Source organism: Mycobacterium sp. 1245852.3 (assembly GCF_001669335.1).
In the GTDB taxonomy this organism is placed as follows: Bacteria; Actinomycetota; Actinomycetes; order Mycobacteriales; family Mycobacteriaceae; genus Mycobacterium; species Mycobacterium europaeum_A.
Window position 1 is genome coordinate 1 of record NZ_LZLL01000074.1, and the last position, 11,337, is coordinate 11,337.

The 11,337-nt window shown below is 66.3% G+C and carries 11 protein-coding genes; 2 read left to right on the top strand and 9 right to left on the bottom strand.

Annotated features, from left to right (window positions below):
• Both A9W96_RS03245 and A9W96_RS33200 read right to left on the bottom strand, forming a co-directional pair.
• Nucleotides 1–1,067 (bottom strand): nitrite/sulfite reductase (locus tag A9W96_RS03245; protein ID WP_197499386.1); only part of this gene is annotated, 1,067 nt, incomplete at its 3' end.
• Nucleotides 1,068–1,182: 115 nt separating this feature from the next.
• A complete protein-coding gene (locus tag A9W96_RS33200; protein ID WP_369829216.1) occupies nt 1,183–1,407 on the bottom strand; it encodes an Ms4527A family Cys-rich leader peptide in 225 nt (74 codons plus the stop codon).
• Between the two features lie 69 nt (nt 1,408–1,476).
• On the opposite strand from A9W96_RS33200, the gene hemW reads away from it, so the two are divergent.
• Nucleotides 1,477–2,649 (top strand): radical SAM family heme chaperone HemW, encoded by a 1,173-nt coding sequence (gene hemW / locus A9W96_RS03250; protein ID WP_066868876.1) that lies wholly within the window; start codon nt 1,477–1,479, stop codon nt 2,647–2,649.
• Between the two features lie 17 nt (nt 2,650–2,666).
• On the opposite strand, the gene A9W96_RS03255 is transcribed toward hemW, so the two are convergent.
• Nucleotides 2,667–3,908 carry a sodium-dependent bicarbonate transport family permease gene (locus A9W96_RS03255; RefSeq protein ID WP_066868879.1) on the bottom strand — a complete coding sequence of 414 codons (1,242 nt, stop codon included), beginning with the start codon at nt 3,906–3,908 and terminating at the stop codon, nt 2,667–2,669.
• 278 nt (nt 3,909–4,186) lie between these two features.
• The gene (locus tag A9W96_RS03260; protein ID WP_066868883.1) at nt 4,187–4,399 is read right to left on the bottom strand and encodes a hypothetical protein; all 213 of its coding nucleotides are present in this window, start codon (nt 4,397–4,399) and stop codon (nt 4,187–4,189) included.
• A 348-nt stretch (nt 4,400–4,747) separates the two neighbouring features.
• Between A9W96_RS03260 and A9W96_RS03265 the strand changes: the two genes are divergently transcribed.
• Entirely contained in the window at nt 4,748–6,100 is a 1,353-nt protein-coding gene (locus A9W96_RS03265; protein ID WP_066876974.1) for a salicylate synthase, read from the top strand.
• Nucleotides 6,101–6,130: 30 nt separating this feature from the next.
• On the opposite strand, the gene A9W96_RS03270 is transcribed toward A9W96_RS03265, so the two are convergent.
• From A9W96_RS03270 to A9W96_RS03290, 5 genes are all read right to left on the bottom strand, one after another.
• The gene (locus tag A9W96_RS03270) at nt 6,131–7,045 is read right to left on the bottom strand and encodes a MerR family transcriptional regulator (RefSeq protein WP_066868889.1); all 915 of its coding nucleotides are present in this window, start codon (nt 7,043–7,045) and stop codon (nt 6,131–6,133) included.
• A 13-nt stretch (nt 7,046–7,058) separates the two neighbouring features.
• The gene (locus tag A9W96_RS03275; protein WP_067137906.1) at nt 7,059–8,561 is read right to left on the bottom strand and encodes an NAD(P)/FAD-dependent oxidoreductase; all 1,503 of its coding nucleotides are present in this window, start codon (nt 8,559–8,561) and stop codon (nt 7,059–7,061) included.
• Complete coding sequence (locus tag A9W96_RS03280; protein ID WP_067137911.1) at nt 8,558–9,478, bottom strand: reductase; 921 nt, start codon at nt 9,476–9,478, stop codon at nt 8,558–8,560. The genes A9W96_RS03275 and A9W96_RS03280 overlap by 4 nt, the downstream gene beginning before the upstream one ends.
• A gap of 24 nt (nt 9,479–9,502) precedes the next feature.
• Entirely contained in the window at nt 9,503–10,351 is an 849-nt protein-coding gene (locus A9W96_RS03285; protein ID WP_067137913.1) for an SDR family oxidoreductase, read from the bottom strand.
• 1 nt (nt 10,352) lies between these two features.
• Nucleotides 10,353–11,337: alpha/beta hydrolase (locus A9W96_RS03290; RefSeq protein WP_197499387.1), on the bottom strand; the 985-nt coding region annotated here is incomplete at its 5' end.

Genomic DNA, 11,337 nt, shown 5'->3' on the forward strand with positions numbered 1-11,337 from the left:
GTGCCCGACACCCGTCCGGCGATGGAGGCGACGCCCACCGCGTTGAGCCCGTTCTTGAGCCGCTGCACCCCGACGTGGTCGATCGGGTGCTTCAGCGGCTCGGGGGCGGGACCGTCGATCAGCGGCCGCTTGAGGTACTCCGTCTCCAGAACTTCACGGAATTTTTCGATGCCCCAGTCCTTGACCAGGAATTTCAGCCGCGCCTTGGCGCGCAGTCGCCGATAGCCGTAATCGCGGAAGATCGAGGTCACCGCGTGCCACACCTCGGGCACCTCCTCGAGCGGCACCCAGGCGCCGACCCGCTGGCCCAGCATCGGGTTGGTCGACAGCCCGCCACCGACCCACAGGTCCAGGCCGGGACCGTGCTCGGGGTGGTTGACGCCGATGAAAGCGATGTCGTTGACCTCGTGCACCACGTCCTGCAGACCCGAGATCGCGGTCTTGTACTTGCGCGGCAGGTCGGCGAAGTCGGGCTGGCCGATGTAGCGGCGCACGATCTCGTCGATCGCCCAGGTCGGGTCCAGCACCTCGTCGAGCGACTCACCGGCCAGCGGTGAGCCCAGGATCACCCGCGGGCAGTCGCCGCACGCCTCGGCGGTCTGCAGCCCGACGGCGGCCAGTCGCCGCCAGATTTCCGGGACGTTCTCCACCTCGATCCAGTGGTACTGCACGTTTTCGCGGTCGGTGATGTCGGCGGTGTCACGGCCGAATTCGGTGGAGATCTGGCCCACCGTGCGCAGCGCGGCCGCCGACAGCGCGCCGCCGTCGCAGCGCACCCGCATCATGAAGTACCGGGCTTCCAGCAACTCGGCGTTGTCGTCGCCGGTGAACGTGCCGTCGTAGCCCTGTTCGCGCTGGGTGTACAGCCCCCACCAGCGGAAACGCCCCCGCAGGTCGCTCTTGTCGATGCTGTCGAAGCCGTTGCGGGCGTAGATCGTCTCGATGCGCTCCCGCACGTCCAGCGGGGCGCCGGCCTGCTTCATCTCTTCGTTCGGGTTCAGCGGCTCACGATTTCCCAGTGCCCATTGGCCCTCGTTACGGGCCTTCGCGGGTCGGGCGGTGGTCATCGGAAGTTCTCTCCTTCAAAAAGATCGCCAGCGCAGCGAGCGCAGTTCACCGACACTTTCGGGCGGCGCAAAACCGTCTGCCAGCTGGAGACACAGGGGGGCTGGGCCTACCACGTCAAGGCAGACAGATACAGCTGCAAACGCGCTTGAGATCAATGTGCCGTCGCGCCACGAGCACCATGTGCGGGCCGGGCTGGTTGACAGTCACGTCACCCATTGTGCCATGGATGCCGAAGGGCCATGCGAGCAGGTCAAATCTCGGCTCACGGTGATTAAAACTACCGGCCCGCAACGGGGGATCCCACCCCGAATGCCCAGGACCACCGTGCGGTGAATCCATGCGGAACGGCCGCCGGTGCAGACGGGGCCGACGGCCCCGGGCCACCCGCTCTTCGTGGGATCATTTGGCATGGCCATTCGCGAAAAACCGGTCGAGCTGCCCGACGTCGGGGCGGTCGCTGGGCGGCCGTTTGGCATCTATGTGCATGTTCCGTTTTGCGTAACACGCTGCGGCTACTGCGATTTCAATACGTACACCCCCGCCGAGCTGGGCGGAGTCAACCCCGACGCGTGGCTGAGCGCACTGGGGACCGAACTGGAACTGGCCGCCGCGCGGTTGCAGGCACCGCCGGTGACCACCGTGTTCGTCGGGGGCGGCACGCCGTCGCTGCTGGGCGGCGCGCGGATGGCCACGCTGCTGGACATGCTGCGCCGCCACTTCACGCTGGCGGCTGACGCCGAGGTCACCACCGAGGCCAACCCCGAGTCGGCTTGGCCGGATTTCTTCGACGCCATCCGCGCGGCCGGCTTCACCCGGGTGTCGCTGGGGATGCAGTCGGTGTCGCCGAGGGTGCTGGGCGTCCTCGACCGCATTCACACCCCGAACCGGTCCGCGGCCGCCGCCCGCGAAGCCTTGGCGGCCGGTTTCGAGCACGTCAGCCTCGATCTGATCTACGGAACTCCGGGGGAGTCCGACGACGACCTGCTGCGCTCGGTCGACACGGCGATCGAGACCGGCGTGGATCACGTGTCCGCCTATGCGCTGGTGGTCGAGGAGGGCACCGCGCTGGCCCGGCGGGTCCGTCGCGGCGAACTGGCCCCACCGGACGACGACGTCCTGGCCCACCGCTACGAATTGGTCGATGCGCGACTGTCGCAGGCCGGGATGTCTTGGTACGAAGTCTCCAACTGGTCGCGACCCGGCGGTGAATGCCGCCACAACCTGGGCTACTGGGACGGCGGCCAGTGGTGGGGCGCCGGACCGGGCGCGCACGGCTACCTCGGCACGACGCGGTGGTGGAATGTCAAGCATCCCAACGCGTATGCGGAACTGTTGGGCGCCGCGGAGCTGCCGGTGGCCGGATTCGAGCAGCTCGATGCCGACGCCTTACACACCGAGGACGTGTTGTTGAAAACGCGTCTACGCCAAGGACTTCCGGTTGGCCTGCTCAGTTCCGCCGAGCGCGGCCGCGCCGACGGCGTGGTCACCGACGGGCTGTTGGTGTCCGACGGTGACAGGCTGGTGCTGACGCCGCGCGGCCGGCTGCTGGCCGACGCCGTGGTGCGAACGATCCTGGGGTAGCGGCGTCGTCCGCGCGGTCAGACCCCGAACCAGCGCTCGAAGACGCGGGCGATCTCGATGTAGAGCGGGATGCCCACGGTGACGTTGTAGGAGAACGTCAGACCCAGTGAGGCGGCCAGCGGCAACGTCGGGCTGGCCTCCGGGATCGCCAGGCGCTGGACCGCGGGGACGGCGATGTAGGAGGCCGCACCGCAGAGGACCGCGAACAGCACGTAGGTTCCGGTCTTGAAATCGGTGTGGGTCAGCGACGCGTAGCTGCAGGCGACGATAATGCCCAGCGTCGCAAAGACATTAGGTGCCACCAGGCCGAACACGATGAATCCGGGTCCGGCGGTGCGAAGGTCCTTCAGTTTGCGCGACGCCGTCATGCCCATCTCGAGCAGGAACAGACACAGCACGCCCTGGAAGGCCATCACGAAGAATTTGTCGTCGTCGGCCACGACCTTCTGTCCCTGCAGCCCGCTGACCAGACCGATGATGATGCCCCCCATCAAAAGGACGAGGCCGGGATTGAGAAAGACTTCCTGAAACAGCTCCCGGGAGAAGATGGGCACCCGCTTGCCCTTCGGGCGCGGCGGGCTCTGGTCGGGCTCCCAATCCGGATGCTCCAGCTTTTCCAGCGAGAGCTCCAGCTCCTGCTCGATGGCCGCTTCCTCCTGGCTCTCGAGGCTCTGGCCGTGGGGAGGGCGCGCGGCGGTGCCCGGGCCGACCCCGACCTTGACCGGCGGTGTGTAGCCGGCCTCGTCGGGCATATAGCCGGCGGAGTCCATGCCCCGGTGGCGCAGTCGCGCAACGAAATACAGCGCCACCAGGCAGCCCGGAATCTCCATGACGGCCAGCATCACCGGCATGTAGGCGTTGAAAGCGATGTTCACCGCGGTCAGGACGGCCACGCAGGTGGCGAAGGTTCCCGCCGAGTCAGACCCGTAGTAGCCGGCGATCGTCGCGCGGTCGACTTTGCGTAGCGATTTCAGGCGGCTGAGCCCCAAATAGGCCAACCCGCCGATCAGGCAGTTCAGCGCGAAGCCCAACACCATGAAGCCGACGATGGCACCGACGCTCGATGCGCTGACCTGGGCGAGCTCTTCCCCGCCGTGCCAGCCGATGGCCAGCAACAGGTACATCGTCAATCCCTGATAGATGACATAGGGGAATTCGAACCGCACCTTCAGGATGGGAATCAGAAATCCGAAGTAAAAGAACAGCAGTAGCGGTTTGAACAGGTTATGGGTGAAGTTGTGCCAGAACTCTTGCAGCATCGATGCCTCCGTTGGTTAAAGCGCTGATCTGGGGAAGCACCGTCCGCAAGCGGAGCAACCACGAAACATCCCGACGACCGTCAAGAATTTATCCCCGCCGCCGGCCCGTCGCCACTTGAAAGCACACAGGGCGGCGGGTCGTCCCATCGCTGTTGATAACCGACAAAAGCACTGGTCAAAGCCAAATCGGTGGGGAGGAAACCCGCGTCCGAGGGCGCAGCGGCGGCCGCGAGTTTGGTGTGAAGGTGCTGTGCGTTTACTGTGTAGTCAAATTCGGCTCAACGGGCCGACGGGACGAGCGAGGGCCGCACACCGGCCCCCTTTTGGCGGTGCGTCACCGAATGCCACGCCGACGGTGAGTAATGCGTGGTTATTTCCTCGAATCCGTCGATCCGGGAAACCGAAAGCACGCCGGTCTGTGGATTGATTTCGAGCTCGTCGCCTTCGCTCGCATGCACTTCCTCGCCGTTGAAAAGCCGAATGATGAACATGGTGTTCCTCCAATCCGGCGGATGCGGGCTCCGGTGGGCAGTGCGCGCTACGAAAAGTCTGGCTGCCGCAGCGACGGTTTGTGCGGCCGCAACGTAAACGCTTGGGAAAGCTTTGGAGTGGCGATCTTCACAGGGGCCTGCAGGGCCGGCGCCACGGCGACGTCCTTTACCCTGCTCTGCCTGCGTGAACGGGTCGCAGGCGCCGGCGTCTCGCTAGGGGCGGCCCGCCGACCGCGGGCCGGCCGAGGCTTTAACTCCGCGGGAGTTTTAGCTGAACGGGGCAATCGCGGGGTCACTTGGCGGGAGCGGTTGCGCGCAGCTACATAGGTTAGGCTACATTTACTAACCGTGACCGAGGTCAGCGTCGAGACAAGTTCCGCCGGCTCTGAGTCGCCGTCGATCCCGCTTCCCGTGCATATCGATCCGGCGGACCTGGCGGCCGAGTTGGCCGTGGTGCTGTCCGAGCGCGTCGGGGAAGAGTATCTGCTCTACGAGCGCGGCGGTGAATGGGTGCTCGCCACCGGCGTGCGCGCCATGATCGAGCTGGACAGCGACGAGCTGCGGGTGATCCGCGCCGGCGTGACCCAATGCCAGCAATGGTCGGGCCGGCCGGGCCCGGTTCTCGGTGAAGCCATCGACCGGCTGCTGCTGGAGACCGATCAACTCTTCGGCTGGATCGCCTTCGAATTCGGCGTGTACCGCTACGGGCTGCAGCAGCGGCTGGCGCCAGGAACCCCACTGGCTAGGGTCTTTTGGCCGAACGGTCGCATCGTGGTGACCCGGGAGGGGGTCCGCCTGTTCGGTACCTCGGCCGACCACCGGGACGCAGTCCTGGGTGTGCTCGGCGACGGCGTGCCCGACGTGCGCGCCGCCTCGGCGGTCGACGTGGTCGCCGACCCGTCCCGCTACCGCGATCGGGTCGCGGCGGCCGTGGGCGAGATCGCCGCGGGCCGCTACCACAAGGTCATCCTTTCCCGCTCACTCGATGTGCCTTTCCCGCTCGACTTCCCGTCCACCTATCGGCTGGCCCGGCGGCACAACACCCCGGTGAGGTCGTTTCTGCTGCGGCTGGGCGGAATTCGCGCCGTGGGTTATAGCCCCGAACTGGTCGCGGCCGTGCACCAGGACGGCGTCGTGGTGACCGAGCCGCTGGCGGGTACCCGCGCGCTCGGGCGCGGCGAGGTCCATGACCGCCAGGCCCGCGACGACCTGGAGTCGAATTCCAAAGAGATTGTCGAGCACGCCATTTCGGTACGAAGCTCGCTGCAGGAAATGACCGAGATCGCCGAACCGGGTACCGCCGTCGTCACCGATTTCATGACCGTGCGGGAACGGGGGAGCGTGCAGCACCTCGGCTCCACGGTCAGCGGTCGGCTCGACACCTCGAACGACCGGATGGACGCGCTCGAAGCGCTGTTCCCGGCGGTCACCGCGTCGGGCATCCCGAAAGCCGGTGGCGTCGAAGCGATCATGCGCCTCGACGAGGGCCCGCGCGGGCTGTATTCGGGTGCGGTCGTGATGATTTCGGCCGACGGCGGCCTGGATGCGGCGCTGACGCTGCGGGCGGCCTACGAACGTGACGGTAAAACGTGGCTGCGGGCGGGTGCGGGCATCATCGAAGAGTCCACCCCCGATCGCGAGTTCGAAGAGACCTGCGAGAAGCTGTCCACGTTGGCACCGTATCTGATTGCGCGCCAATAGCTTGAGCGGTCAGGTGCGCGCACGCCGGCCTCAGACCGAAGAGGTCGATTCGAGATAGTCGGTCAGGATGCGGCCGACGAGCGACTCGATATTGGATTCGATGGACGACGCGAGCGTGGCGGTCACGGTCGCCACCGCCTGGGTCCGGAAGCGCACCAACATGGTGATCAGCTCGGCGATTTCGGCGTCGGCAGGCAGCGGTTCGCCGGGCTTGATGCGGTCGAGCACGTGTTCGGCCCCGGCGCGCACCAGCATGTCGCTGATCTTGTCGATCTCGGGGACGATCTGTTCGTGCAGGTCGATCAGCTTGTCCAATTTGACGCCGTAGCCGCGGATTTCGTTGAACGCCTCGATCAGTTTCGGGCGGGTGATGGTGGCCTGTGTCCCATCGATCCGGATCACCTGAAGCGCCACCAGGCGCTCGAACGCATCGGCGTCGTCGACCAGTCGCTGGGCGTCGGTCAGCGATACGGTTTCCGGCTTCTCCGTCGTCCAGGTGCCTACGATGGCGGTTTCCAGACCCAGCACGTCGCCGAGGTTCTTGCCTTCCTCCCACGCGCTCAGCATTTCTCGCACGTGCGCGATGTTGTAGCCGCGGTCGAGCATCGAGGTGATGAGTCGCAGCCGGGTCAGGTGGGTGTCGTTGAACAGGGCGATGCGCCCCACCCGCAGCGGGGGCGGCAGCAACCCGCGGTCACGGTAGACGCGGATGTTGCGGGTGGTGGTGCCGGCCAGCCGGGCCAGGTCGTCGATCCGGTATTCACCGGAGTTCGCGTCGCCGTGCGGCTGCCGGACGGCCGACTCGAAAAGCTGGGACACCGCCCCCTCGATGAGTTGGCGGTATTCCCGCGATTGGCGCCGCACGCGCTTGGGTGCGCGCCGCACGTTGTGCAGCACGCCGGCGATGGTGCCGGGTTCGGGCCGCGATGCGCGCTCGGTGGCCATGTCGGTGTGGCCTTCAGGCCGACGCGGTGGCCTGGGTCTGGGCGCGGCGTGCCACCGCCTGGTAGTCCTCGTATCGAAAAACCCTCATCTGGCGAAGATACTGCGTCGCGAAACCTGGGTACATCGACCCGTTGAATCCGTCCTTGGTGAGGTACCAACTGCGGCACCCCGACATCCAGGTCGTCTTGGTGAGCCGGCGCTGAAGGTCCTCGTTGTGCCGACGCTGGACCTCGTCACGCACGTCGAGATAACGCAGGTCGTCGTTGAGGATGGTGGTGATGCCGCGCACGGCGTAGTCGAGCTGACCCTCGATGTAGACCAGCAGCGAGTTGTGGCCCGGTCCGGAATTGGGCCCGGTCATGACGAACAGGTTCGGATACCCGTGCACGTTGATGCTCTTGTAAGCCTGTGCGCCGGCGGCCCATTCGGCGGCCAGCGAGCGACCGCCGAGCCCGGTGACCGGAAAGGGCGGACCGGTGAGATGCACGTCGTAGCCGGTGGCGAAGACGATGCAGTCGAGGTGGTGCTCGATGCCGTCGCTGGTGCGAATGCCGGCCGGGCTCAACGTGGCGATCGGCCAGTCGATGAGCTTGCAGTTGTCGCGTTGCAGCGCCGGGTAGTAGTCGCTGGACACCAGCATGCGTTTGCATCCGGGTCGGAAGTCCGGCGTCAGCTGACGGCGCAGCCACGGGTCTTTCACCTGGGCGCGCAGGTGGGCCCGCCCCAGCCGGGCGACCAGCGACGTCAGCGGTGTGTCCCAGACCAGGGCCGTGGCGCTTGCCTCGTGGCCCCAGTACAGTGCCTGGCGCGCAAGCTGTTGGGTAGCAGGGAGTTTGGTGAACAAGGATTGCACGGCCGGCGGGGTGGCGACGTCCAAGCGTGGCAACACCCAGCACGGTGTGCGCTGAAAGACCTTGACGAATCCGGCGCGCTTGACCAGCTCCGGGACGATCTGGATGGCGCTGGCGCCGGTACCGATGACCGCGACCCGCTTGCCAGCGAAGTCGTAGTCGTGATCCCAGCGTGCGCTGTGAATCTTGTGTCCGCGGTAGCTGTCCAGACCCCGGATGTCGGGGAAGCTGACGTCGGACAAGGGGCCCGAGGCGAGCACGACGGTGCGGGCGCGAAACCTCTTGCGGTTCTTGGTGGTCGCGGTCCAGATGCCGGCTTCCTCGTCGAAGGTCAAGTCCTTGACTTCGTGGCCGAACCTGATGCGGCTGCGGATGTCGAACCGGTTCGCCATGTCCTCGAGGTGGCGGTAGATCTCGGGGGCGGGTGAGTAGGTGCGTGACCAGGTCGGGTTCTTGACGAAGGAGTAGGAGTACAGCAGCGACGGGACGTCACAGCTGGCGCCGGGATACGTTGTGTCGCGCCAGGTCCCGCCGACGCGGTCGGCGCGTTCGAGCAGCACGACGTCGTCGATGCCGGCCTCGGCCAGACGGATGGCCGCCCCCAGGCCGGTGAAACCGGCCCCGATGATGAGCGTCGCGTGGGCGCGGTTGTTCGCCACGGTCATGCCGCCGGCTCGTGGGTGAGTTCTCCGACCCAGGTGGGTACCGACGGCAGGAGCGGCCGCGGGTACCGGTCGGAAAGCCAGACCATCGAATTCGCCAACAGGTGGTACGGGTGGCGGGGGTTGGTGACCACCCCGGCGTAGCGCCTCAGGAAACGATAAGTGGGTACCCGCCTGGTGCTTTCGCCGCGGTCGCCAAGCTCCTTAAACCGCTTGACAGCCCGGTAGAGGCGTTCTGGCTCCATACCCATGGCGGTGATCTCGTTGCGGATCCTGTTGATCAGCGGCGCGCCCATGATCGCACCGATGATGAGGCCCGGAGTGGCATTGTGGCCGACGAAGTCGATCAGCAGCCGTCGGATCTTCGCGTGTCCGATCATGTCGAGAACTTCGAAATCGACGACCAGATGGCGTGATTCGTCATTGTTAATCTTCTCGAAAACCTGGTGGCAGAGCGGGTCGTGCACCTCGTCGAGGAGGAATTTCAACAGGGCACCGTCCAGTGCGACTTCGAGCATCGGAATGACGGTGCCCAGCAGGGACAGCGGCATGTCGTCGGCCCAGCGGTCCAACCAGTCGATCGCCAACCGTATGTTCACATTCGGCTCGGGAATCTCGCCGTCTTCGAGCATGCCCCAGCGCTTCATCAGCGCCAGTTCGGCGTTGGCGTGGCGCTGCTCCTCGGCGTGGAAGTAGCGGTAGATCTCGGCGATGGTCGGTGTGGGTGCCTTTTTCGCCAGCGCCGCGAAGCCCCTGGCCCCGATGTTTTCGATCCAGCACAGGTCGGCCATGAAAGCCTTGAGCTGTGGCCGCTGTTCGTCACTGATCAGTTCGGCGCCGGGCACATCCCAGTCGATGTCGGCGAGTGCCCACTGGCGGTCTTTGATCTTGGCAAGCATGGCTTCCATGTCGATGGCCATCGGGAGCTCCTTTTCGTTCGGTGATCAGGGCAGGTTGATGCGGGACACCAGGCCGGCCGCACGCGTATAGGTTTGTGGGACAAGCCGTTTGATGTTCCAGCCGATCTTGGCGTCGAATTGCGGCATGCAGTACAGCTCGCCGCGGTCGTGAGCGTCCAGGCAGTCCCGCGCGACCTTCTCGGCGGATAATCCGGTCCAGCGCATCAGTTTTGCGGCCAGCTCGCTGGATTGCTCGCTGATCCTGCCGGATTCGAGGATGTTCGTCTTGACGAAGGTGGGGCACAGCACCGTGACCCGCACCGGCGTGCCGGCCAATTCGGCGGCAAGGGTTTCCGAGAGTGAGAGCACACCGGCCTTGCTGACGTTGTAGGCGGCCATGCCGGGTGCCGCTCCGAACGCGGCGGCCGAGGCCACGTTGATGATGCCGCGGGGGGCGCGTGACCGCTCGGCCTCGCGCAGGATCGGGGCGAACACGTGGCAGCCGTGGATAGGCCCCCACAGGTTGATGCCCAGGGTCCACCCCCAATCGTCCAGCGGTGCGTCACCGATGGCGGCACCGCCCGCGCCGACACCGGCGTTGTTGATGACCAGCGTGGGTGGGGCCGCGAACCAGGCCTGCGACTGTTCGGCCAGCGCCTGCACGTCCTCGAATCTCGATACGTCGCAACGGATGGCGGTCGCCTTGGCGCCCTGCTCGGTGATCGTGTCGGCCGTTTGCTGTGCGGCGGCCTGGTCGATGTCGCTGCACACGACAGCGCCGCCGCGCTTGCCGAGTTCAATGGCGAACGCGGCCCCGATGCCGCTGCCGGCGCCGGTCACCACGGCCGAGGCGCACTGGCTGGTTTTGGGTCTGTTGAGGAGTCTGTCCAACATGTCAGCGGGTCCCTTCGGTGACGGCGCGCGCATCCTGCAGGGCATGCGCGATGAAGCGCGCGACGTAGGCCATCGCCTTGGCGGCCTCCGGTGTCATGCGCGGCAGCGCCTGAAAGACGTGGACCTGATGGGGCCAGATCTGCAGTTCGCATCTGCCACCGGCAGTTTGGATGTCGGCGGCGAGCTGGCGCGCGTCCTCCTGCAGCATCTCGGCGCCGCCGGCCTGGATCAGAGTCGGGGGGAGTGCCGGGCCCCCCGCGACGTCGAGCGTCAGCCGCTGATGGGTGAGGTCGATGCCGCTGTGGTAGAGGCCGACGAGGCGGACCGCGTTCGCCGCCCGGGTGGCGGGATCGGGGCGTATCCGCTCACGGGCCAGCGCCAGTTCGAACGTGAGGTCATACAGGGGCGAGAACAGCACCATGGCGGCGGGGTGCTCGACCCCGGGCTGCAGCAGCAAGTCGACGGACAGGTGACCACCCGCCGAATCTCCAGCGATCACAATGTGTTTCGGCGGAACAATGCCCGTGTCGACCAGCCAGTCCCAGCCGGCGCGGACGTCGTCGGCCGCGGTGGGGAAGCGATGCTTCGGAGCGAGTCGGTAGTCGATGCAGAACACCGGCAGCCCGGTCAGGGCCGATAACCAGGATGTCAAGCGGCGGTGGGTCTTTGGCGAGCACACGGCGTAGCCGCTGCCGTGCACGTAGTAGATCGCACCCTCGCTCGTCGACGATCGCTCGGTGCCGCTGGTGGGCGTGCGCGGTCCATAGACCCATTCGCCCTTGACGCGCCGACCGTCGGGCAGCCTGGTGTCGACGGATTCGACGCGGGTGCCCGCGAGCGAGGGGCCGAATGTCCCCATGATCCTGGCGACGATCTGGCGCGATAACCACAGACCCCACGCCCGTTCGGGCGGGATCACGCTGGTGATCGGCCGCAGGGTGTACGCACTTACCGCTGCCGCGCCGCGGGATCGCAATGACCCGCGA

Coding starts and splice junctions, on each gene's coding strand:
- A9W96_RS03255 (WP_066868879.1), bottom strand. CDS start 3,908: ATGCTGCAAGAGTTCTGGCACAACTTCACCCATAACCTGTTCAAACCG.
- A9W96_RS03275 (WP_067137906.1), bottom strand. CDS start 8,561: ATGACCGTGGCGAACAACCGCGCCCACGCGACGCTCATCATCGGGGCC.
- A9W96_RS33200 (WP_369829216.1), bottom strand. CDS start 1,407: ATGGATTCACCGCACGGTGGTCCTGGGCATTCGGGGTGGGATCCCCCG.
- hemW (WP_066868876.1), top strand. CDS start 1,477: ATGGCCATTCGCGAAAAACCGGTCGAGCTGCCCGACGTCGGGGCGGTC.
- A9W96_RS03280 (WP_067137911.1), bottom strand. CDS start 9,478: ATGGCCATCGACATGGAAGCCATGCTTGCCAAGATCAAAGACCGCCAG.
- A9W96_RS03260 (WP_066868883.1), bottom strand. CDS start 4,399: ATGTTCATCATTCGGCTTTTCAACGGCGAGGAAGTGCATGCGAGCGAA.
- A9W96_RS03285 (WP_067137913.1), bottom strand. CDS start 10,351: ATGTTGGACAGACTCCTCAACAGACCCAAAACCAGCCAGTGCGCCTCG.
- A9W96_RS03270 (WP_066868889.1), bottom strand. CDS start 7,045: ATGGCCACCGAGCGCGCATCGCGGCCCGAACCCGGCACCATCGCCGGC.